This window comes from Mesorhizobium sp. M0239, assembly GCF_040321815.1.
GTDB lineage: Bacteria > Pseudomonadota > Alphaproteobacteria > Rhizobiales > Rhizobiaceae > Mesorhizobium.
Genome location: NZ_JAMYSG010000021.1, coordinates 73543 through 94914 on the forward strand (window position 1 = coordinate 73543; position 21372 = coordinate 94914).

Consider the following 21372-nt stretch of genomic DNA (forward strand, 5'->3'; position numbering starts at 1 on the left):
AGTCCGTGTGTGCCAAGGGAGAACGCGAGTGGGTAGAAGAAGGCTCGTCAGATCGAAGGAAAGGAAGCTGCGATACTCCTGGGTAAGTGACGGACGAGGATAGCCTGATCCGTCACTTTACACTAGACCCCGCAGATCGTTTGGAAGCGAGCTCCGCCGCCGCTGGGCTTCGCGGTTCAACTTTGCACTATGCGCCAGATGGGGACGTTCGCCGGTAACGGACACGGATCTACGGAATTCCTTGCGCCCCGTACTCCTTTAGGATGAATCTAAGGCTGGCGCCGGAAGTGCTAAGGTAAATATTGTCGCTACAAAGTAAATCTCTCGGTTTTTGGGAGTTATCATCATGGCAACAGGAAACACAGTCCGAGGGCATTGTTTCCCAGCGCCGCATAAACAACCGCCTCGAAGGTGGGCGGGCGTTTTTTCACTGGTTAAAGCGCGTCGCGTGAACTTGTCAAACGCGACGCGCTTTAGGGAGCCTCGTACGATCTACCAGCACGCGCTGGCTTACGCGCGATCCCGAGATTCGATGAATTGGCTGGCGGGACGATAATCCGATGAAGCAAGACCAGGCAGTTGATGGAACCATGGCGGCAGGTCGTGTCGGCTGCAGCCCGGCCAGCTTGGTGATCGAGGGTCGGCTGGCGCGCGTCGGAGGGCAGAACATCCTGTTCGGCTCGTCCGGGCAGGCCATCTTCGCCGTCAACGATACCGCTGCCGACATCTGGTGCTCTGTGGAAGAAGGCATGCCGCCGGCGGCGATTGCGTTCGAGATTGGGCGCGGCGGTATCGATAGGCATGAGGCAAATAGGTATGTCGAGGCAGCCCTCGAGGACTGGGAACGACTGGGTCTGGTACGGCCCCGTGCACCTTTGTCTCCGCCGTCGGCAAACGAGCATGTGAGTCGGGTGGTCGCCATTGCTGGCCTTCATATACGCGTCGCCTATCCGGCGGCCTGGGCCTTTCCGGCCATCGCCGTATTTCGGCATCTCGAAGTTCAGACAGATGCTGCAGATATTCTGCTACATCTGGCCGAGCACCGCGGACGGATTCATCTGTTCCGGGATTCCGACTGGATCCAGTCCTGCTCGCCCGACGAACTTCCCGTCATGCTGAAAGGGCACTTGCTTACAGAGGTTCTCGAGCACGGCGCCTATGAACTTGCCGTCCATGCGGCTGCGCTTCTCGGAAGAGAACGCGTCGTGCTCCTCTGCGGAAATCCGGGCGCGGGCAAGACGACGTTGACCATGGCATTGGTCCATGCAGGCTTCGGCTTCGCCGCGGACGACGTGACGCTTTTGGACTCGAAAGGGCTGTGCGTGGGTCTTCCGTTTGCTCCCGCTGTCAAGGCGGGAGCATGGCCGCTTCTGGCCGAATACTGCGCCGATCTCCATGCCATTCCAATCTTTCGCCGTCCGGATCGCCGACGCGTGCGGTTTGCCGTGCCGCGGACGTTCGCACCGCATTCTCCTCAGTCCGTCGGCAGTGTGATCCTGCTCCGTCGAGGTCACGACGCGAAAGCCTCTCTGGTGCCGGTCGATCCGGCGAGCGCTTTGCGCGGCCTGCTCAACGGGGCTTTTGCCCCCGGCAGGGAAGTAACCGGAGCCGCGTTTGATGCGCTGACCAAAATCATCGGATCGGCGCAGGCCTACTGCCTGACCTATTCCAGACTCGACGATGCGGTGGAGCTGATCGCGAAGGCATGCCGATGATGCGCGCCGGCGCCACGCTCGATGCGTTGATCGCGGGACTTCGCGGCCGGCCACCCGCCGGCGCCGACTGGCAGGCGGTGATCGCGCTTGCGAACCATACTCTGCTCACACCCGCATTGTTCTCCTCCCTCGCGCATGCCGGCCAGATCCACGGCCTGCCGCACGACGTGCGCGAGTACCTCCGGTTCGTTCACGACTGCAACCGGGAACGGAACCTGCGCTTGCGCGCCCAGCTGGCTGAAGCCGTCGCAGCGCTGAACCGGCGCGAGATCGTTCCGCTCCTGCTCAAGGGGGCTATACCCTTGTTTCTTTCCGTCCCTGAGCGCGTCCCCAGTAGGATGACCAGCGACCTCGATTTGGCTGTGGAGCCGACCGAAGAGGCGACCGCCCAAGTCTGCCTGGAAGCGCTTGGCTACGCGCCGGTGGCGAGCGGTCGGGGCTTAGCCCGCCGGCAGGACGCTGGAATGCTGGAATTGCGGGCCAGTCAGGCAAGCGCATTCGGCCCGTCCAGTCCGGTCGAAAGAAATGGTCTGCGCGTGAAAATTCCTCCAGCACATTCTCGCGCCCTGCACTGGATGATGCATGACCTTCTCAAGGAGGGGGACTACTGGCGCGGACGGATCGATCTCAGGCACCTTCATGATCTGGCGCAGTTGGCCGAAAGCGACGACATGGATTGGACGGCTTTGCGGGCAGCCATGTCGGATCGAGGCGCCCGCAATGCGCTCGACACCCAACTCCTGGCCTTGCACCATTTCTTCGGGACGAGGATCCCGACGAGCTGCGCACCGCGTCCGGTGGTTCGCTTCCAGCACTGGAGACGGGTTTTCACGGCGAGACATCCCTTTCTCGGCGCCCCCTTGCGTTTGGCCGCCAATCTGGCGTGGGGCACATGGCGGTTCTCGCGTGCCGACGATTTGGCGCGACGAGGTCTGTCTGATCTCGGACGTCGTGTTATTCGCACTCTTCTTTTCTCTCGCGCGAAAGTCTAAGCCTTTGGGTGGCGTACTTTATTTTCTACAATCTATAAAGTAATTTTGCCAGAAATAGCGGGGGCTTGACATGGCGTTGCAATGAAGCCATGTCGTTTGTAGGGGTCGACATGAGTGTGTTAGAGCAATCTACTGATCAGGTTATTATCGATCTATCCCGCAGTTATCTTAACAGCCGGTTCAGACGCTCGCTGGATACGTTGGTAGCTGTACTCTTGTTGGTTGCCCTGATCCCGGTGATAGGGCTCATAACCGTCGGTATTTTGACAACATCTCCTGGACCAATCCTTTTCCGGCAACAGCGGAGCGGAATAGGCATGAAGCCATTCATGCTCCTCAAGTTCCGTACGATGTATTGGGCGGAGACGCGGGGGGGAACGGTCGAGCAAGCGATCCGGGGGGATGCACGAGTCACCCCATTGGGCCGGTTCCTCCGGGCGACGAGCCTCGATGAGCTTCCACAAGTCTTCAACGTGCTGCGTGGTGAGATGTCACTCATCGGCCCGCGGCCACATGCCGTTGAGCATGACCGATTCTACATGGCGCGCATCCCACATTATGTGCGGAGATTTGAAGTTCGCCCAGGCCTGACTGGGCTTGCGCAAATCAGCGGCGCGCGCGGGGGCACCCCGCGAATACAGGACATGCGGCGGCGTGTGGACATTGATTTGGAGTATATCGAGAACGCCAGTTTGCCAGTCGATTGCCTGATCTTCCTTCAGACCGTCCGTGAGGTGTTCGAATCAGATTCCGCCTACTGAGCCGGTCTGCGGCCCCTCCCCCGATCGTGCATGTGATTCGGAAGTTGTTTGGAGTCTGACCATGACGACCGAAGCAGTTCCGTTCTACCGCACGCACATTGTGTTATCGCCAGTGGACAATCCGCCGAACACGTGCGACGCGCTCGCCCGCTCGGAAATAGCCGCAAATCCCGGACGGAAATCCGTTACCGCGCTTATCTGAACGAGCCGGATGGCAACCGCATGATTTCCTCTCAATTTCCAGACTTACATCGATAATGGAAAACCGCAGGATGACGTCACCCGCCATTGCGAAGCGAGCCTGCGCCAGCCAGCGCCGGGCTCCATTGTTACGACGCTCTATTCGCCGGTGGTGGGAGAAGCCGGCGACCCTGACCCATTCGATCGTCCTGCGCGATGGTGATTTCCACAACGGGATTGCTGGCGTCACGATTGTAGAGGCTGCGGGAAGCTTTGGCCTAGCATGAGTTCCTGCGGGAGTGGGCGCTGCCTCTGGCGTACACCGGCTGATCGTCAAAAGCGATTGCAATGCGCGGCTCCACCAATTCCGGCTTGCTGGTGTTTCCCTTCACGATCAATTGAGGACGGCGCTTATGGGACGGCTACCAAGTGCTCAAGGTTTGATCGTTCGCCAGAAACATATGAAATAGGTGATGTTGGCAGCGATTAGGGTACCTGCGGTCGCAACGGCGGCGCCATCGGCACCGTAAAGTGCCGAAAGGATGAAGGTTGCTACGAAATTGAATGCCACGAAGCCCAGTGCCAGCTTGCCGTAGGTCCGCTCCTTGTCAACCATCATCAGTGCCGTGGCGCAAGGGCCTACGGCGGCAGAGATCAGATAGCCGAGACCAAGGAGACGGAGGATAGCGGCCGCTCTAATAAACTCGTTGCCGAACCAGCCGAGCACAAGACTTGGCGCCGCCCAGAACGCTACGGCAAGCGGCAGTGCACCAGCGAGCGACAACAGACAAAGGCGCAAATATGAGGTCCTCAATTCCTCGAGACGGCCATCGTTGAACATCACGCTAATCCACGGCGCCGCAACCGGCGTAATGATCCGCAGCATGAAGACGTTCATCAGCGCGAGCCGCGACGCGGCTTGATAAAGTCCCGCACCATGGTTGTCGCCGGTGAAGCCCAAGATCAGCACGGCGGTGCGTGATACGAGCTCGTCACTAAGACTGCCGACCAGCATGGCGGCGGCTGCAAAAGCCCATTCGCCCACACGCCATTCGGCTGCTGTCTTCCAGGTGGCGGGCGGCGTAAAATTCGCGACTGCAACCGCTGAAATCGCAAGGAGCGGAACGCAGCTGGCGCCGTAATAGACCACCGCACGGCCTGGATCGTGGAGCCCCAGTGCCAATACCAAGCCAATGACGCCCATTGGCAGCATCAGGGTAGGCAAAGCCTCACCGAGGTCGCCCGCGTGGAAGCCGCGCAATATGTAACGATGCAGTTCAAGCAGTGTCAGTGCTGTGGCAAGTAATGCCATATAGGCCGGAACTATGTTGCCCGCGATACCTGGCCACATGAAGCGTGCGAAGCCCAGCACGCCGAGGAATACGGCGAGCCCGGCGATAGTCGTCGCATAAGCCTGCAGCAGCACCCCCTTGATGAGACCGAAGTGTTGCGCGTTGGTGTAAGCGCTCAGCAGCCGCGTCGAAGCGTTGAGCCAGCCCATCGGAGCCAGCCGCGCTGCGACTGTGGCGATCGCCAAGGCGACATTGAACGCGCCGTAATCCGCTGCGCCAAGTGACCGGGCCAAGACGATTTCGAGCGCGAACAGGGCAGCAACGCCGGCGCTGCGCACGAAGAGTACCCGCAGGATGCGCCCACTCAACTTGCGGCGCAAAGCGGCGCCCGCATTGGCGGTCTCCAGCCACGTCGACGGGAGGAAGGTCATGATCGGAGACTCTGCCGAATCGGGGACTGCAGCGCCACCTTGCGGGGGGATTGCAAGCTGGCTGCGAGAAACTCGCTGTAGGCGATGAAGAGGAAAATCAGTATGGAGGCGATTGCGGGTGCGTCAATATCCTCGAACACGAGCCACGCCCACAAAGTGATCTGAAGCGTCAACAACAGCCGAAGCTGCGTTCTGGCGACGACTGGCAGCCTCTTGGCGGCCGCCACGAGACCGAGCCAGCGTATGGCCGGAAGAACCAGCAGGTAGGCCGCCACCAGCGACAGACCGAGAACGCCTCCCTTTGTAAAAGCGGAGATGAAAGTCGAGTGCGAACCCAACGCAATATGGCTGATTTCTTCGCGCGGCTTTATGCCGAGGCCGAAGACGGGGTTGTTGTCGAGCGTTTCGACGACGGCTCGGACGTAGTTGTCGGTGCGGCTGTCGGTGCTGTATTCCCGGTAAGTCGTGAGCGACGATAAGTCCGCGAGCAGCGGCAGGAGAAGGGCCGCGGCAACCGCCGCAATGCTTGCCAAGCGTCGAAATGGCGAACCGAAAGCTATTCCCGCCACCGCGAGCCCCGCTAACCAGCCTGCAAGAACTGAACGGCTTAACGAAATGGCGAGTGTTGCCGTGATGAGGCCCTCAAGCAATGGCGCGAGCAGGGCTCGCCAGCCTCCACGGTTATGCAGGTGCAGAAGCGCCAGGACACCGAGGATGGCGATGATGATGGCAGTGGCGTTTGGATAGGGGCCATAGATACCGATGCGTGGCATCGGAGTTCCGTGCAAGCCCCAGTCGGCAATAGTGAGGGTGATTGTTGTGGACTGGCGGATGAGAGCAGCCGAATCTGGAATCCTGTTACCGGCGATGGCGCCAAAGAGACTTGGGAATTGCAAGTCGAATCGCCTGACTGCATAGGCGAACACGAAGGCGCCCCAGGTCAGGGGGATGAGAACTACAAAGCTCCAGAAGGCAAGATGAAGAATGCGGCGGCGCCCATCGCCGGCATCTTGGAGGAGCGCGCGAAACTGCTGGACGATGATGAGGGCGCTCGCCCAGATTGCCGCATTGTAGATGGCCGCGGCGAATCTCAGTGATTCCTGCGCGATGATGAAGCCATTGACGAATGCGGATCCGGTGAGCGCAACGATGACGAAGGCGAGCAGACAGTCCCCCAAAGTGAAATGCAGGTTTGCCGAAGGGCGCATGATCAACAAGATGAGGGCGAGTAACATCGGCATCACGAAGCCGATGCCCAAGGCCCACCAAATGGGTAGCCCGAGCAGAAAAATCGAAAAAGCTGCTTCGGTAAGGTGAGCATAGCCCTTCTCCCGCCTGCGGCTGGCGGCAACAAGGCGCGATGGAGCAGCATTCACGGACATGTTCAGGAGTCGATCCTTCCGCAACTCCGCCAGTTGCCTGGGCTTCCGCGCATTACACAGACCCACGCCGCCGCGGCACCTGGAGTAGGTGCATCGTTGTCGATGCGGAGGCCCGCAGGGTGCCACCCCAGTGACGGCGGAGCGCTTGCAAACTGAAAACTGTTACCGGTGAAGCGGGGCCGGACCGCTGTTTCGTCCCAAGGCCGCAAGAAGGGAGTAACGGTTCCCGGGGCGGAGTTTCCAATGACTAGCGCTTCAAATTCGCCGGCCCCCGCCTTTCCGAAATCGAATGTGGAAAAGGCATAGGTGGCAGCGCGCCGCCTGACAATCGTGTTGCCGATCACGACGGCGCGCGCTGTGGGCATCGATCCGGCCCGGAGGCTGATTGCTACATAATCATTTCCGGCAGTGGTTGCAACAGAGCGGCAGGCGATACGATTGGATGAGATAATGAGCGAGCCATCAGCGCCGTCGCCGAGCGCGACGACGGAGTTGCACGATATGGCTGAGAGAACCCCTTCGCGCTCTCCCGCGCCGACGCCCCAACCATCAATGTAGCAACCGGAAATTTCCGTCTGGAAGGCATGCTCGAAGACCATGCCATTACGCCCCGCGCCGTTTAGGTGGCAACCGGTGGCCCGCCATCCTGCGGATCGGGTGATGTGAATGCCGTTGCCACGGCAACCCAGAAGTGCTTCGGGGCCGACGGCGACGGTGCAATAGTCCAAGATGCCGTCAGTCGCCAATGGCGGCTCAGCTGCGCCTCGGGGGTCTCGGGCTCCCGGCAAAGCGCCGACCAGGATGCCGCCGAAATTCATCTCGCCATGTGGTCCTGTGAAACTGGCTCCGCCTACCCCCGCGCCCTTGACCCACACGCGACGGAGTAGGTTGTCGACGAGCGCAGCCATAAAGGTACCGTCCGGGCGCTGGGTATTAATCCACAGGCCAAAGCCGGTGGCGCTCCGGATCCAAATGTTATGAATGTCGAGCTGTTGATTGGCGAGCATAAGCCCGTGGACTGGAACACCGCCGTGCGCTGTTATGGCATCGACGTCGAAGTACAAGTCGCGCATGTGAAGGCGTCTTGCAAAATCTTTCCCCTCCACCCATTCACGGCTGACCAGCAATGCGGCAAGCGGCAGTGGAGCCACACCTTCAACGCTTGAATAGTGCAGGACATATGGCGTCTCAAATCCCTTCAGGGCCCGAAAACCGCTCAGCGGAGAATTGCCGTCCCCCGGCACTTCGCCAGCAAGCTCGATCGACTGCGGAACGGCGATTGGGCGGGCGAGGCCGAACACGCGAGGCGGTACACGCAGCCGCGTGCCGGGCCTTTGCCCTGCCCAGTCAAGTGCTGTCTGCAGAGCCTCAGAGTCGTCGGTGACGCCATCGCCGCGCGCACCGAAATCGTCAAGCGACGGCAATTCCTGCAGTTTATCTTCAATGCGGCGCTTAACACTTCCCGGTGCCGCAAGACTGAATTCCGCGCCCGCGTCGGACGCATTGGCACTCACCCCCGCCGGCAGCGCAGCACCTGCTCCAGCCAGACCGGCAAGGAGGAAGCGCCGCCGGTTTGACGGCGCGGTACCTTGGCCTTCATCCCTCATAGAGTCTCCGGAAACGCTTTTGTGTGAGCAGGCCTGACGACTGGACTTGTTGGCCCCGGATTTCGACCCCGGTCATGACGGCAAAGACGAAACGGGTGGTGAGCCGCCGCAATACTCCGGCACCAGCCTCGGCGTCGGAGCGCTCGGTCCTGCCCCATTCTAGGGCGATGAGGACGCAATCGCCCTGGCTTGCGAGGGCGTGGCAGTCGCTTACCCCCAGCAGCGGCGGCGCATTGACGATGATATACTTGTAGCGCTTGCCTAGCATCTTGATCAGCGTCACGATGTTGTTGTGGGGGGCAGAAACATGGGCGTCACTTTGGGGCTCGCCGTCGAGGGACAAGATGTCGAGCCCCGTTGCCTGATCGAGGGTCAGCGCCGCGTCGATCGAGGTGTCGGAACTCAGATTTGAGCTCAACAGCTTGGTTACTTCGGCCGGCACTTGCAGGCCAAAATCTCGCATTAGTACCGGTTGGTACTTGTCGAAATTCACCAGTACCGTGCGCTTGCCGGCCTGGGCAGAATAGACTGCGAGATCGACAGCGAGCTGCGCCTTTTCGCGGCTCGGCAGGGGTGAGGTGATCACAATGGTCCTCGCCCGCGGTGAGGCAACGGCCAGTCGCGCCTCCAGAGCGCCAAGCGCGTGCGCATAGAGGGAGTTCGCCTTCCAGCCGAGGGCCGAGCGGTGGCGGATCTGACCGGCGATGCGATCAGGCTTGGGCAGCAGAGCCAGGCAGGGCACCCCTAGCGCTTCCTCGACTTCGCGTGAACCGACGAGCCGCTTGTCCAAGGATTCGCGCGCAAGTGCAATCGCGGCCCCGAGCAGAGTCGATAGCACCGCAGCAGCAGCGGCGATGATGAAGACACTAAGGCTCGATGGCTTGATAGGAATCTCGGCCGGCGACATGACCCAAGCGCCCGCATCCGCAGAACCGAGCATTGCATCGGCTTGTTGTTCGGAACGCAGCAGATCCTCATAGACTGAGCGCCTTGCTACGGCGTCGCGCTCAGCTACCTGCAATTGCACGGAGTAAAGCTCGGCGCGTCCGTTTTGGTCTGCGGCTCCCTTTAACTGCTCTTCGAACGTTGCCGACCGCGCTGTGACCGCGGCGAGTTCGTTGCGAACGCCGGTGATGATGCGGTCAATCTCTTGGGAAATGCGCTGCCTGACGTCGGCAAGGTGGCCGTTCAGGATTGCAGTACGCGGATTGTGGTCGTTGTAGATCGCTGAGTTCTCGGCAATCTGGCGCATCAGATCCAGTTCCAGCGTGCGCAATTGCGACACGGCTTGGGAGGCGAGAACCTCATTGATCGCGTTGGTAGAACCGCCGGACAACTTGATCTGATCGATGGCGGATAGTTTCGATCGGAGATTGGCTTCGTCTGCCTTCGACTCGATCAGCAGCTTGTTTAGTTCTTGCATATCGGAATTTGCAAGCGTGACATTGCTGCTTGTCAATATCTGGCCCTTCGCACGTAGGTCAGCGACCCTGCCTTCGGCTTCTATCACCTGGCCCTTCTGGGCATCGAGCGACTTCAGGGCGCGTGCGAGCCAAGCACTGATGTCCGCATTTCTGCGGTCGAGAAGATTGGCCACGTAGAAGTTGGCCAGCCGATTTGCAATTGCTGCCGCCTTGCCGGGATCAATGGAAGTGAACGAAATTTGAATTACGCGTGAGTCCGGGGGATTGGTGACGGCGAGGTTCCGCTGAAATACGTAAAGTGCATATCCGCGCAACTCTTCGGTGGCGCTCGCTTCCTGGCCTTTGCTTGAGAACCGCGCAAGGAACCGGCCACGTGCGCTGATCTGGAATTCTGGATCATTGAGGAGTTCCAGTGCATCGATCGTTTGGTTGGCAAGAGGATTACCCAGCACAGTGTTGACCTGGGTCTGCATGAGTGAGGGATCCGGGATGGGACTCTGTGTCTCAACAGGGGCGCCGGTGATGCTCTTGTTTGGGTCGACGACGACCAGCACCGTCGCCGTGTAGCTGGGGCCGCGCCATATGGCAAACGCGGCAGATGCCATGGTGATGACGAGCATCGTGGTGATGATGGTCCGAGTGCGCTTGCGCAAAATAGCCAAGAGGTCGCTGAACGAGGCTTCGCGACTTGTTTCGGCGATCGGGTTCTCATTGATCATGATACTTGATATCTCTCGGTCTACCCGTGGTGATCGTTATTCTCAAGATCCGTTTCGAAGGCGCCTCCGGCCGCCCCAAAATGAAGGCAGGCCGCGAGGGCGGTCGCGAATTTATTGCAGTTGCTCTCTTCACGGCCGGCAAGCCTGGATTCAACAAACCACAAAAGTGAGCGCAGCAGACTGATCGCCGCGAGCGGCTGCGCATTGTCCGGATTGAAGCCTTTGCTTTGCAAGGCATCGCGGCCCACGTGGATGATGCGCGGCATCAGCGGCAGCTTTGTCAAACGGCGCATTTCAATGAACATCACGAACTGCATGATATCGAGGCCGAGTGGAACTCCGATTTTGCCACGCTCCCAGTCCCACACGTTGAAACGGCCACCTCTAAGAACCTGGATATTCGGCGGGATCCAGTCACCATGGCTTACACCAAGCGGGAAGACGATCCCGCCCCAGCGCGCTTCCACTGTCTTCCAACCGTGTTCGACAGCGGCGGCGACACTGGCAGACAGCAGAGGACTTGATTGGCTGGCCAATGTGCTAATCTCCTGCCAGAAGCGGGTCTCAGCCAGGGCTTTGGGTGGTGACGGCGCGAGGCTGGCGATGGCAGCAGCGGCCGGCAACATCGTGTGCACAATGGGGGAGCGCCCCCGGCCGGGAAGGTGGTGGACGATCAGCGCCTCAAGACCGCGCCAGGGTCCGCTGCCGAGCACCGTCGGAATGGCCACGGCGCTCTGGCGGCAGAGCGGAGCCAGTTTTCTGAGAAATTGCGCTTCATGGCGCACCAGGCGGCGAGTCAACTCATCCCAGCCGAATTTCGCATAGGCCAAAACCTGGCCTCGCGGTGATACCGCTTGAATGACGGGCTTGCTATTGGGCCGGCCCGGGGCAAGCCTAAGACTCATCACGAAGTCCCCCGTTTCGAGCACATCCGCAAGAAAGCCGTGGACCGGAGTGTCTTTGGCTCCAAGCGAATCTGTGACGACGGAGACTCGATTGCCCCAGGACAACAGCGGCAGACCGAGACGGCTTTCGAATGACAACACCTGGGCCGCCAGGCGCGACACGCGCGAACCCGCTCCCGTCCCATACTGCGCAAGGACCGCAGTGCGGGCCTTAGCACCACCGGTGAGTGGGATAAGCACACGGGGATCTCCGAGCCCGGGGAATACCGCATAGCGCTCAAGGATTTTGTGGCCGTTCTCCTTGCCTGCGGGGCTCATCTGGAGCATGCCAAACTGGCCGCCAGAGAGCACCTGCAAGGCGGAATCGAGGTGCCGCGGACAGGGCATTGGGTCCTGTGTGTTGCCATACCGTAGATCGTGCACCAAGGATCCAACCCTCCTTTTTCACAAGACCGCCCAAACCGCATTGACCGCCTGTCTGGCCGTCTCTTCCAGAGGTCCGGTTGTGTCGATGGTGACGACAGGCGTCGATCCGAAATCCGTCTTACGTTCGAGTTCCCAATGCCGACGTACCGCGGCCTCGTCCGGTCCTCCTGCCTTGTCGCGTGTGGCATCGCGCGCGATGGCGATGGCGATCGGCGCTGTGAGTTTTATTACGAGATTGGGACGGGGTATCGCGGAGTAGCAGTAGCGTTCGTATTGCATCAACTTGCGCTTCAGCCATGAATCGCAACCGGCAAGGGCCAGACTGTCGAAGCTGCTGCTGTCGATGGTGCCGGGCTGCAACGAGGGATATCGGTCAGATATGACAATTGCGCCCGCTGCCGCTTTGCGCAAAGCGCGCTGCAGCAGACGGCGGCGGTCGTGTGCGAGCAATGCCATCCGTGCGACATGGAAGAGGGAGAAATCGCGACGCTCGCGGCGCGCGGCGTCTTCATAGACCGCCATCCTTTCATGCGGCAGGAGGCGACGCGCAAGGGGAACGAACCAGTTCGGAATCCAGGAAATCAACGTTGGCGGCGGTTTTCCAGCATGGATGCGGCAAACGTTTACGTGCCGGCCGAGGCAGCGGGCGAGTTCATTCGCGGTCGTTGATTTGCCAGTCGCCTTGGGGCCTACCAGTGCCACAATGCCGCCGCCGCTCACGAGGTGCAAACTCTTCGCACCACTCAGCCTGCCCCTGACGAAATCGCCAAAGCGCCAGAGTCGCGAGACAGCAGCGGCAAATGCTGAAAGCCGCCGCGTGCCGCGCAGCCGCCATGCGACCTTCCAGCCAAGCCGAATACGGAGGAAAATTGCTTCCTGTCTGGCGATAGCATTGACGAGATCGGAAAAGAGTCCAGCACCAATAACGGGAAACAGCCTGTCGCAAATGGCCGGGGGCGGCACGATGCTTCGACTGGCCGCCTGTTGCAGCCAGGCAAGTTCGTCGGCGTGTTTGCTGCGATGACGGTTTGATTTCAGTAATTCGATGGGACTCAGATGTTTCAGCGCGATCCTCAGCACAAAATAGACCAACTCGTAGGCCGCGTCCGGCACCTTCACCCCCAAGAGTTCACGGGTGTTGGCAAGGAGCTCGCCCTCGATCGGCATGCGGTAGTTCTTCACCAGGCTGTCGCCGCTATAGACTTCATGGCAGATGTGGAGGTCGACAAGCTCGCCTGTGTGACCGTCAAGGCCAATCGCGTGAAATGTGCTGGGGTGGCCGGCTCCAAGAGCGGATTGCGCCAGTTTGAACCCCGAGACGCTCAGCACCCCTTGGAGATTCGCGGCCTGTCGGCGGTCCACAAGAATGTCAATGTCTTCGTCGCCGGCAAGGGTCGCTTCAAGACGGCCGTTGCTCTTCCAATGGCAATAGGAAATCCTTGCCGCATCCAGTTCGCTGAAAAGCTTGCGGATTACGGTTTTCTCATTCTGACCTTTGCTGTCGAGGCTCAAGGCCCCTGGCACGATAACCTGATTCATAGCCATCCACACACCACAACTGAGACTAAGACATCAAACCGGCGATGGCGGTTCTGTAATCTACCACTGGCCTCAGTTGCTAGCATGGATCTGACAGCGGCGTTATTGGGCCTTGCGGGTTAGTCGTGCGTACCTCTTTTGAGTAAGACCGATCGACCTTTTGCGTATCCGCGGCACTCCCTGTGCGCTGGTACAATTCCGCCAACTGACACAGCGCACCAGCCGGCAAAGGGATTCGATGATGAGTGCGGACACCGTCAAGAAGTCGTCACGAGTGCAGCTGCGTGGGCGCACCGTCTCCCAGGCGCTACCCACGGAGATCATTGGTGGCGTGAGCATTGCCACTCTCAGCCGTGTTGAGACCGCAAGACTCGTGGTTGACATGGCCCTAAGGGCCAGAGGCAGCGGACTCGCCCCCTGTATCTGTTCGTCAGTCAACGGACAGGTGTTGGCCGACCTCTATGTTGGCCGGAACCGTCATCGCACACAGCAGCTCCTTGCATGCACGCATGTTCTGAGCGCCGATGGCCAGCCGCTTGTCTTCGCTTCCCGGTTGCTGGGAAACGGCGCGCTGCGAGATCGCTCCGCGACCACGGATCTGTTCCACGATGTGGCGAACCTCGCTGCAGCCGAAGGCGCGAGCTTCTACATGCTCGGCGCTTCGGAAGATGAGAATCGATCCGCTGTTGGCAATGTCCGCGCCCGCTATCCCGGCCTTCGAATTGTGGGACGGAGGAACGGCTACTTTGCGTCCACGGATGAAGAGCTGCTGGCAGTGCAGGAGATCAATGTCTTGCGGCCAGATATACTGTGGGTAGCGATGGGTTTTCCGCGCGAGCTCGAGTTCTGCCATCGCTGGCGACAAGAGCTGACCAATGTTGGCGTGATGAAGACCAGCGGCGGGTTGTTCAACTTTCTGTCCGGCGCCCACAGGCGGGCACCACAATGGATGCAGTCGGCCGGTCTCGAGTGGGCGCACCGGATGTATCTCGAACCAAGGCGCCTGTTGGTCCGCTACGCCACCACCAACCTAATCGCCACTTGGGCTCTGCTCAGCAAGACCAGGCACACCCCGCAGTAGGCGCTCTTCCCGTCTCCAGCCCCTCGGCGCGCGCTGCGACAACGGGACCTTTTGGCGGCTTCCGTCCAACGTAAGCGCTTAGCCGGTAGCGTCTGGCTTGAAGGTCCAAGGCTTGAGCGCGTCGATTTCGGATGCGGGCCAGCCTTGCGATGCAGGTCAAGGTCTGGGAGGGAATCCAGGCTTCGACGTGGTCGTCCTCATCCATTCCATCCCTTGGTCGGGCAGAACGTTGCCGTGGTCGGTGAGCATGATCATGACGGCATCCGCCACCTCTTTTTGCGGCAGCCGCACAGCGGGACCTTCCATCTTCCGGACTGGATGGCCGCCCCACAGGCCGGTTCGGCTGCGATCATTGCCGCGCCCCGACTTCCGCTCACACACCTCCTCGAACTTCGCGCACTTGTCGATCATCTCGTAGCCTCTCTTCCAAGGGACTCGATCTTTGGAGGAGGACATGCCGATGAAGAGTTCGCGCCCGCCGTACCGCCGGCCAAGATGTCGAGCGAGGAACGGGTAAAAGCAGTGATGCATACGCCGCAACTGGAAGGACTGGGGGAGGTTTTGATCCGCGGCCACCATGAGGCATATATTTCCTGGGAGGAGTTCGAGAGGAATCAGCACCTGATCGCCGACAACGCCAACGGCAAGAGCTACCTTGGGCGCGGGGTCCGCCACGGCGAAGCCTTGCTGCCCGAGTAGCCGTCGACCTAGAGGATGCCACTGAACCCGGCGAGATGGCGCGCCACGCAATGCGCACCCCTGTTGTCCTCAAAACGGTAGGCAACCATAGGGCGGACTGGTTCCACAGTATGGTCGATCATCGCGCGCATAGGCCATACCAGGCTTTCATGATCTTGCCGACTCCTGGGACAGGGTAGGCAAGGTCGTTTTCGTCAGCGAAGATCCTTCCGCACTCCTTGATGCGCTCAAGGATATAATCAGCCAGCATCTGCAATTCCAACCCTTAAAGCTCTATGCACTGCACCATTTAACGATCGGCTGATCGCGTCCGATGAGACCGGCATCCGGGTCGGCAAGGCGAATTGGTGGCTGTGGTCCTCCACCATGGCGACAGGCCGCCTTCGTTGCCGACAAGCACCGCTCCAGGGCGGTGGTTGAGGCCTTCCTCGGCAAGGACCACCCGGATTACTCGATCTCCGACCGCTACGGCGGCCAGATGGGCTGGCCCAAGGGAGACCATCAAGTCTGTCTGGCCCATCTGTTCCACGACGTGCAATACGCCATCGGGCTGGCGATGCCATCACGCGCTGGGCCTGAAGGGCCTGCTCAAACGCGCCTGCGCCATAGGGCGGCGACGCGAGTGTCTCTCGGACGCCGCGCTCAAGACCTACGTGGCCGACCTTGACCGCCGGCTCGACCGCCTCATGGCACTGATCCCGAGCCGCCCGGCCGGCACCAAGCTGCAGACGGTCATCAAGAAGAATCCGCCGCTACCTTTTCGTCTTCGTGACCAACGGGGACATCTCCGCGACGGATAACGGCTCGGAGCGAGCGCTGCGCCCCTGCCCGGTCTACCGCAAGATAACCAACGGCTTCTGCAGTGAATGGGGCGCTGCCCTCAACGCCGACATCAGGTCGGTCGTCGAAACCGCGCGCCGAAGATCGATCAACGCAATCGACGCCATCCGCCGGCGCCGTCCCCCTGCCACGGGCAACGGCATCCGCAAAGCAGGGGGGGTGGAGTCCGCCACGCCAATGTCCGATGCCGACAGGTGGGAAGATCGTCACCAGGACCAGTGTGCCGAAGAGCGGCGCCAGCATGAACATCATCACTCTGAGGATGACGTTGCGCGGCGTGAAGCCGCCGATGACGCTCGGCGACCTGCACGAGGCAATCGAGGCGGCGATGGGCTGGCACAATTGCCACCTCCATGCCTGCGACGTCGGGGGCGACCAATTTGGCGATCGGCACAGTGTAGATGACGTCGCCGACGAAAATCGAGTGAGCCTAAACGCCTGCTGAGATCTCCTGTCGTTCGCTTCGCCTATATTTATGACTTCGGAGACAACTGGCAGCGCATTCGAAAGAAGCGAGCCGGCGGTCGAGCGGGAAGCTTATCCGGTCTGTATCGCGGGTAAGCGCAAATTGTCCGCCGGAAGATTGCGGCGGCATCTGGGGTTATTAGGAATTGCTAGCCATCCTGGCGATCCTAGCCATCCCCAACGCGCCGAAGAGTTCGGCGACGAGTTCGATCCGGACGAATTTGTCCTTGACGTCACAAATGCCGCACTTGCCTTCGGTTCAGGATGAAAATAGCCGCAGCCCGATAAGCCACTATGCCGCCAAACCTTGGAAGGGGAGTAATTACTCCGGGCAGTGAACTCTTTGTAAAAGTCGTTTGGCTCATTACTCCGTTGTGAGTAAGTGGTATACTCCGTTGTGGGTAAGTGGTATGCTCCGTTGTGGGTAACTGGTATTAAAGTGCGTCGCGCTGAAACGGATCCAAGCGAGGCGCTTTAAGCCTTTGTTTTGATGCGTGTCGTTGTCCCAGAACGGCTGCACACTTCTGAGCGACAAGCACTAGTATTGTAAAACTTGCAGGGATACGAGAGTTAGAGATGAGTTCCTCACATGCATTCAAGGGGATAGCCATTGGGCTCTTGCTGTCGATCCCATTGTGGATGGCAATCGCTTGCGCCTATTTCAATATATTGAGCCGCGATAATACGGTTCAGGTAATACGCCCCCACAATCAGGCGACCGATCAAGTCGCAAAAAACGCGACTAAGCCGGACGACGGCAAAGACGTGAAGCCGTCTACAGCGGTGCAGCCCTAGAGCCGCGCGGCTCAACCTAATCCAATTGGCTGATTATGCGCCTCACAATACTCCGAAAGAGGTAGACCGGTTTAATCCGATGCGCACTACCTCACCCGCAGCTGGTGTTGATAAACTCACCCTCAAGTAATCGCCGTCGCAATCAGGCGTTGACGCTGTGGCCTGTCGTCCGTTCTGATTGTTTGGAGCTGCTCTGTTGGAAACGGGTGAGTTCATGCATCGCAATGTTCCGCTTTATGTTTCACTGACCGCTGCTGTGGCTTTGACGGTGGCGGCGGCGCGAGCCGACGATGGCCTCAACTTTACGATCAGCCCGCAGGATAAGCTGAGCGTTCGCGTCTATGACTGGCAGCAGGCGGAAGGGACATTGCGCGAGTGGCCTGCATTCCATGGAGAGTTCGTTGTCGGAAGCAATGGGCGGGTGGAGTTGCCGCTGATCGGGCTCGTCGATGCGGCGTCGCGCAGTGCGCCGGAAATCGCCGCCGATGTTGCGAACAGACTGCAGGCCCAAGTCGGCCTCATCGCCAAGCCCAGTGTCATCGTCGATATTGCAGAGTACCGGCCCTATTACGTGATGGGCGATGTCGATCACCCCGGTGAATTTGCGTTCAAACCGGGGCTCACAGCATTGAAGGCCTACAGTATCGCCGGCGGGTCCCGGTTGATACAGGGGGCAACGGCGTGGCAGCCGGCGCACGACCTCCTTTCGGCGGCGGGCGATACCCGTACGCTGTCGCAAAGAATCGAGGAACTCAAGGCAAAACGTGCGCGGCTTGGCGCTGAACTTGCGGGTGAGTCCGCAGTCTCCTTTTCACCCGAACTCGGTGCAAACTCGAAATCTCTCGTGGAAAGAGAGCGCCTGCTTTTTGAAGAGCGGCGCAACTCATTGCGCCAGGGTCTCAACTCACTTGCCAGCCAGAAGGCGCTGAACGAAGAGGAGGTAAAGGCACTTCAAGGGCGCATCGACGTGAACGCAGATCAGTCTCAAAGGATTGAGGCCCAAGTCGAACGCACGAAGGGCTTGGTCCAGAACGGCCTGATCACGGCGGCACAGATCTTGACTCTCCAGCAAGCACACACTGACTTGCAGTCGCAGCAGCTTGATATCAATGGCCGCATCTTCATTGTGCGCGAACAGATCTCCAAAATCGAGAAGGACATGTTCGACTTGCAATCCTCCCGGCAGCAGGAAGTACTCGCAGATATGCAGGCGACAGAGGCAAGCCTGCAGGAGGCCGTGAACCGCATCCAGACGCTCAGCGACATTATGGGCCAAGCGCAGGCAGCAATCGCTAACCCATTGCACACGACAAGCGCTATTCGATTCACGATCAGACGCAGGCAGAGGATCCTCACGTTTGATGACGGCCGCGACCCTCCAATCGAACCGGGCGACATTGTCACAGTCGAGCGGACCGGCAGCCAGGCGGCCGGCGGTCCGCAGTCGGCGGCACAGACAGCGATCGTGCGGGCGGATGGGAAAAGCCCAGCTGACGTGCAATGAGTGAGAAGACCAAGGTGACCGGACTGCGGGAACTGGAGCCATTCTGAGGATCAAAGCACGAGAGCCGAAGCTTGGCAGGCCTGTGTGGCTATCTGGTATCCTGCCCCTGCTGGTGGCAGGCGGGCTATTTCCGGCGGGGGCACAGGACTCGGCGCCCCCTTGCGTTTGGCCGCTAATCTGGCGTGGGGCACATGGCGGTTCTCGCGTGCCGGCGATTTGGCACGACGCGGTCCGTCCGAGTTCGGACGTCGCGTTGTTCGCACTCTTTTTTCTCTCGCGCGAAAGCCTAGGCCTTTTGACGTACTGGTTTATTTTTCTGCAATCTATAAAGTAATTTTGCCAGAAATAGAGGGGCTTGACATGGCGATCGAAAGTACACCTTCGGAAGAGAAACCGGAGATTCTCGTTTCGGAAGCTCAGGCGCGTCGTGACTTTCTCAAGAAGGCGGGACGCTTCGCGGCGGTCACGCCGCCAGCCATCACGCTTCTGCTCGGCACGAGCTTGAACTCCAGGGCAATCGCCAAATCGGGCGGATGGCCGGGCAACGGCTGGGGGGACAAGAACCACATTCACATCGGCCCTCCCGGCCAAACCGGAAAATAGTGGTTCGAGAAATTTAGGCCTTTGTTCGACAGCATTTGAAATGCCCGGGCCGCTCGCCGCGCATCTCGAGAACTGCGTCTTTATGGGCTCGCTCCAAGTTCGTTGCGCCAGCAACTTCCCCCGGCATCCCGTCCGATAACGGCTTAGCCCCTTCATTCAAGTCCAGTTCAGGCGACAGGTCTATCGAGTTCGTTCAAAATCGCAACTCGAGGAACATCGCCATGTTTGCCAAATTCTCCGAACGCCATCTGCTGAACGCCAACGACTCATTCGGCGTGGAGCAGGCGCGATGATTGAAATAGCGGCGTTTCGCCAGCATCTGTCGCTCGAGCAGCGGAGTCTGACCGAGATCGCTACCGGCCTGTCGGTCACTGCGATGGTCGGCGCGACGCTCTACAATCTCGGTTTCTTGCGCCAGTTGAATGGAGCCTCATCTCCGTGCTTACCGTGCAAGACCTCTTGATTGGAGCATCGATCGCACCGCTCCCGATGTCGGTCGCGGCGTGGCTAGCGCTGCTCATTGCCCGCTTCATTGCGGATGCGCCAAGGCGCCCAATGCGCACGATTGGGATCTCAATCGGGCTAATCGCGCTGGGGGTCATCTTGCCTTTGCCTATCTGCCGCTCGCTGGCCTTGCGGCCATTGCCAATCTGATATTCAGGATGCGAACAGTGGGTCTGGTTTGGCTCGCCTTCTCATTGATTTACGTCCCTTTTTCTTGCGGCGCCGCTGATAGTCTTCGTACCATCTCCAACATGTCGGCTGCGACAACGGAGGTCGAGACCGACAAGGGGGTGATCAGTGGTCGGATTCTGAGGATGACCTCGGGATTCGCCATCATCTTCGACGGGAAGGCCATCGTTGTGTTGCCTCTGAACAAGGTCCGAAACATGCGGCGACTGTACACCGCTACGCCTGAGATCGACTATCTGGAGGGCGGCACGCCGAACTAAGCCCGAACTCAAGCGTTTCGCGCATCCGACGGTACGGCTCTAGCATGACCGCTTGGCCCTTCTCGATCGCCTGCACCGTCGTGCTGGCGCTGGCTTGGTGGTCGATCTCGCCGGATTGATAGCGCGAGGGCGTCAGTCCGAAGTGGGCTGGAACGGAGCGCGATCGGCTGAACCGCGCCGGTTCGTCGACGCCGGCTCGAAAACTCAGGGCGACCATCGGTCCGACACCGGGGGCAGTCATGAGCAGTTTGCAGAGTGCGTCGCTCTCGGCCAGCCGTTCCATTGCCTTGTGTAGGCGCTGGAACTGCTCTCTCAAAACGCGGCGGACTTCCAGCAGGGGGTCGATCATCAAGTGCAGATGCGGGGATTGTTCGAGCAACTCGATAATGCGCCGCTCGAACTGCAGCCGGGTTACGGCTCCGACCTTGAGGCCAAAGTTGCGCAGCAGGCCTCGCAGGTTGTTCTCCGCATCGAGAATCTTCGTCTGCACGAACTTGCGCGCAGTGAGCAGCATCCGGATCTCCTGGCTCCGGACGGTCTTGACATGAACCGGCTTGTAGAGCCCGACGCGCATCATCTGCGCGATGCCGCGGGCATCGTTGCGATCGGTCTTGTTGACCTGAGCCGAGAGAGCGCGGCCTTCATGTGCCGCGTCTCGACGCAGATCACCGGATAGCCTGCGGCCGACAGGCTACTGTAGAGCCATTGCGAAAGCGGACCGGCCTCAAGGCCGACGCGCTCGTAGGGGCCGCCAATCGCGTGAAGCAGGGGCGCCGATCGCCTCCAGCTCGGTCTCCACCTTGCTCTCTCGAATGAGTTTACCACCCGTGTCCATTACGCAGACGGTGGTGGTGCGAACGGAAACATCAAGACCGACGAACAGTTCCATGGCAGACCTCCTGACCGGTTGAACCGTTGGAGCCTGCCCGGAAGACCGACCTCCCGCTACTCCCATGCAGGGAGGCCGCCGGAGCCCCAATCACCGATCTTTTTGCTGTTCAGTGGGTGGTCGCGACACGCCGAACAGCGCGATTGGCCTCGCAGTCTCCTTCAAATCAA

Annotated in this window: 19 protein-coding genes and 2 pseudogenes; 12 read left to right on the top strand and 9 right to left on the bottom strand. The window is 59.9% G+C overall.

Annotated features, from left to right (window positions below; translation table 11 throughout):
• Positions 1–560: 560 nt before the first annotated feature.
• The 3 genes from NKI99_RS22090 to NKI99_RS22100 all read left to right on the top strand — a co-directional run bounded on the left by NKI99_RS22090 (position 561) and on the right by NKI99_RS22100 (position 3468).
• Positions 561–1715: an aldolase gene (locus tag NKI99_RS22090; RefSeq protein ID WP_352611943.1), complete on the top strand. Its 1155-nt coding sequence runs from the start codon at positions 561–563 to the stop codon at positions 1713–1715.
• Positions 1706–2707 (top strand): nucleotidyltransferase family protein, encoded by a 1002-nt coding sequence (locus NKI99_RS22095; RefSeq protein ID WP_352611944.1) that lies wholly within the window; start codon positions 1706–1708, stop codon positions 2705–2707. Before NKI99_RS22090 ends, NKI99_RS22095 begins: the two co-directional genes overlap by 10 nt.
• A gap of 110 nt (positions 2708–2817) precedes the next feature.
• Positions 2818–3468 carry a sugar transferase gene (locus tag NKI99_RS22100; protein ID WP_352611945.1) on the top strand — a complete coding sequence of 217 codons (651 nt, stop codon included), beginning with the start codon at positions 2818–2820 and terminating at the stop codon, positions 3466–3468.
• A 613-nt stretch (positions 3469–4081) separates the two neighbouring features.
• On the opposite strand, the gene NKI99_RS22105 is transcribed toward NKI99_RS22100, so the two are convergent.
• The 6 genes from NKI99_RS22105 to NKI99_RS22130 are packed head-to-tail and all read right to left on the bottom strand — an operon-like array spanning position 4082 to position 13373.
• Positions 4082–5371, bottom strand: a complete 1290-nt coding sequence (locus NKI99_RS22105; RefSeq protein ID WP_352611946.1) for a lipopolysaccharide biosynthesis protein — start codon at positions 5369–5371, stop codon at positions 4082–4084.
• Positions 5368–6753: an O-antigen ligase family protein gene (locus NKI99_RS22110; protein WP_352611947.1), complete on the bottom strand. Its 1386-nt coding sequence runs from the start codon at positions 6751–6753 to the stop codon at positions 5368–5370. The genes NKI99_RS22105 and NKI99_RS22110 overlap by 4 nt, the downstream gene beginning before the upstream one ends.
• 2 nt (positions 6754–6755) lie before the next feature.
• Positions 6756–8360 (bottom strand): right-handed parallel beta-helix repeat-containing protein, encoded by a 1605-nt coding sequence (locus NKI99_RS22115; RefSeq protein WP_352611948.1) that lies wholly within the window; start codon positions 8358–8360, stop codon positions 6756–6758.
• Positions 8350–10503 (bottom strand): GumC family protein, encoded by a 2154-nt coding sequence (locus tag NKI99_RS22120; RefSeq protein WP_352611949.1) that lies wholly within the window; start codon positions 10501–10503, stop codon positions 8350–8352. The genes NKI99_RS22115 and NKI99_RS22120 overlap by 11 nt, the downstream gene beginning before the upstream one ends.
• A 20-nt stretch (positions 10504–10523) precedes the next feature.
• A complete protein-coding gene (locus NKI99_RS22125; RefSeq protein WP_352611950.1) occupies positions 10524–11834 on the bottom strand; it encodes a hypothetical protein in 1311 nt (436 codons plus the stop codon).
• Between the two features lie 18 nt (positions 11835–11852).
• Positions 11853–13373 (bottom strand): nucleoside/nucleotide kinase family protein, encoded by a 1521-nt coding sequence (locus NKI99_RS22130; protein ID WP_352611951.1) that lies wholly within the window; start codon positions 13371–13373, stop codon positions 11853–11855.
• A gap of 241 nt (positions 13374–13614) precedes the next feature.
• Here NKI99_RS22130 and NKI99_RS22135 point away from each other — a divergent pair, with 241 nt between their 5' ends.
• Positions 13615–14454 (top strand): WecB/TagA/CpsF family glycosyltransferase, encoded by an 840-nt coding sequence (locus NKI99_RS22135; RefSeq protein WP_502905553.1) that lies wholly within the window; start codon positions 13615–13617, stop codon positions 14452–14454.
• A 144-nt stretch (positions 14455–14598) separates the two neighbouring features.
• Positions 14599–15153, top strand: a complete 555-nt coding sequence (locus NKI99_RS22140) for a DUF5372 family protein (RefSeq protein WP_352611981.1) — start codon at positions 14599–14601, stop codon at positions 15151–15153.
• 11 nt (positions 15154–15164) lie between these two features.
• Here NKI99_RS22140 and NKI99_RS22145 read toward each other — a convergent pair.
• A pseudogene (locus NKI99_RS22145) lies at positions 15165–15418 on the bottom strand (IS66 family transposase); the annotation flags it as partial.
• A gap of 479 nt (positions 15419–15897) precedes the next feature.
• On the opposite strand from NKI99_RS22145, the pseudogene NKI99_RS22150 reads away from it, so the two are divergent.
• The 6 genes and pseudogenes from NKI99_RS22150 to NKI99_RS22175 all read left to right on the top strand — a co-directional run.
• Positions 15898–16017 (top strand): annotated as a pseudogene (locus tag NKI99_RS22150) (IS66 family transposase); the annotation flags it as partial.
• Positions 16018–16234: 217 nt separating this feature from the next.
• On the top strand, positions 16235–16438 hold the full coding sequence (locus tag NKI99_RS22155) for an IS1096 element passenger TnpR family protein (protein ID WP_352611953.1): 204 nt from the start codon (positions 16235–16237) through the stop codon (positions 16436–16438).
• Positions 16439–16468: 30 nt separating this feature from the next.
• Positions 16469–16726 (top strand): hypothetical protein, encoded by a 258-nt coding sequence (locus NKI99_RS22160; RefSeq protein ID WP_352611954.1) that lies wholly within the window; start codon positions 16469–16471, stop codon positions 16724–16726.
• Positions 16727–17449: 723 nt separating this feature from the next.
• On the top strand, positions 17450–18757 hold the full coding sequence (locus NKI99_RS22165; protein WP_352611955.1) for a polysaccharide biosynthesis/export family protein: 1308 nt from the start codon (positions 17450–17452) through the stop codon (positions 18755–18757).
• Positions 18758–18916: 159 nt separating this feature from the next.
• Positions 18917–19360 (top strand): hypothetical protein, encoded by a 444-nt coding sequence (locus tag NKI99_RS22170; RefSeq protein WP_352611983.1) that lies wholly within the window; start codon positions 18917–18919, stop codon positions 19358–19360.
• A 422-nt stretch (positions 19361–19782) separates the two neighbouring features.
• Positions 19783–20313 (top strand): hypothetical protein, encoded by a 531-nt coding sequence (locus NKI99_RS22175; RefSeq protein ID WP_352611956.1) that lies wholly within the window; start codon positions 19783–19785, stop codon positions 20311–20313.
• On the opposite strand, the gene NKI99_RS22180 is transcribed toward NKI99_RS22175, so the two are convergent.
• Positions 20270–20890, bottom strand: a complete 621-nt coding sequence (locus tag NKI99_RS22180; RefSeq protein WP_352611957.1) for a transposase — start codon at positions 20888–20890, stop codon at positions 20270–20272. The two genes, NKI99_RS22175 and NKI99_RS22180, sit on opposite strands and share 44 nt — an antisense overlap.
• On the opposite strand from NKI99_RS22180, the gene NKI99_RS22185 reads away from it, so the two are divergent.
• On the top strand, positions 20858–20989 hold the full coding sequence (locus NKI99_RS22185; protein WP_352611984.1) for a hypothetical protein: 132 nt from the start codon (positions 20858–20860) through the stop codon (positions 20987–20989). The two genes, NKI99_RS22180 and NKI99_RS22185, sit on opposite strands and share 33 nt — an antisense overlap.
• A gap of 48 nt (positions 20990–21037) precedes the next feature.
• Here NKI99_RS22185 and NKI99_RS22190 read toward each other — a convergent pair whose 3' ends face one another.
• Positions 21038–21202, bottom strand: coding sequence for a hypothetical protein (locus NKI99_RS22190; protein WP_352611958.1), 165 nt, complete (start codon positions 21200–21202; stop codon positions 21038–21040).
• Positions 21203–21372 lie beyond the last annotated feature (170 nt).

What these genes read in the sequence shown, in the direction of transcription:
- NKI99_RS22090 (WP_352611943.1), top strand. Translation starts at nt 561, where the DNA reads ATGAAGCAAGACCAGGCAGTTGATGGAACCATGGCGGCAGGTCGTGTC.
- NKI99_RS22095 (WP_352611944.1), top strand. Translation starts at nt 1,706, where the DNA reads ATGCCGATGATGCGCGCCGGCGCCACGCTCGATGCGTTGATCGCGGGA.
- NKI99_RS22100 (WP_352611945.1), top strand. Translation starts at nt 2,818, where the DNA reads ATGAGTGTGTTAGAGCAATCTACTGATCAGGTTATTATCGATCTATCC.
- NKI99_RS22105 (WP_352611946.1), bottom strand. Translation starts at nt 5,371, where the DNA reads ATGACCTTCCTCCCGTCGACGTGGCTGGAGACCGCCAATGCGGGCGCC.
- NKI99_RS22110 (WP_352611947.1), bottom strand. Translation starts at nt 6,753, where the DNA reads ATGTCCGTGAATGCTGCTCCATCGCGCCTTGTTGCCGCCAGCCGCAGG.
- NKI99_RS22115 (WP_352611948.1), bottom strand. Translation starts at nt 8,360, where the DNA reads ATGAGGGATGAAGGCCAAGGTACCGCGCCGTCAAACCGGCGGCGCTTC.
- NKI99_RS22120 (WP_352611949.1), bottom strand. Translation starts at nt 10,503, where the DNA reads ATGATCAATGAGAACCCGATCGCCGAAACAAGTCGCGAAGCCTCGTTC.
- NKI99_RS22130 (WP_352611951.1), bottom strand. Translation starts at nt 13,373, where the DNA reads ATGAATCAGGTTATCGTGCCAGGGGCCTTGAGCCTCGACAGCAAAGGT.
- NKI99_RS22135 (WP_502905553.1), top strand. Translation starts at nt 13,615, where the DNA reads ATGAGTGCGGACACCGTCAAGAAGTCGTCACGAGTGCAGCTGCGTGGG.
- NKI99_RS22155 (WP_352611953.1), top strand. Translation starts at nt 16,235, where the DNA reads ATGAACATCATCACTCTGAGGATGACGTTGCGCGGCGTGAAGCCGCCG.
- NKI99_RS22160 (WP_352611954.1), top strand. Translation starts at nt 16,469, where the DNA reads ATGACTTCGGAGACAACTGGCAGCGCATTCGAAAGAAGCGAGCCGGCG.
- NKI99_RS22175 (WP_352611956.1), top strand. Translation starts at nt 19,783, where the DNA reads ATGGAGCCTCATCTCCGTGCTTACCGTGCAAGACCTCTTGATTGGAGC.
- NKI99_RS22185 (WP_352611984.1), top strand. Translation starts at nt 20,858, where the DNA reads ATGAACCGGCTTGTAGAGCCCGACGCGCATCATCTGCGCGATGCCGCG.
- NKI99_RS22180 (WP_352611957.1), bottom strand. Translation starts at nt 20,890, where the DNA reads ATGATGCGCGTCGGGCTCTACAAGCCGGTTCATGTCAAGACCGTCCGG.
- NKI99_RS22190 (WP_352611958.1), bottom strand. Translation starts at nt 21,202, where the DNA reads ATGGAACTGTTCGTCGGTCTTGATGTTTCCGTTCGCACCACCACCGTC.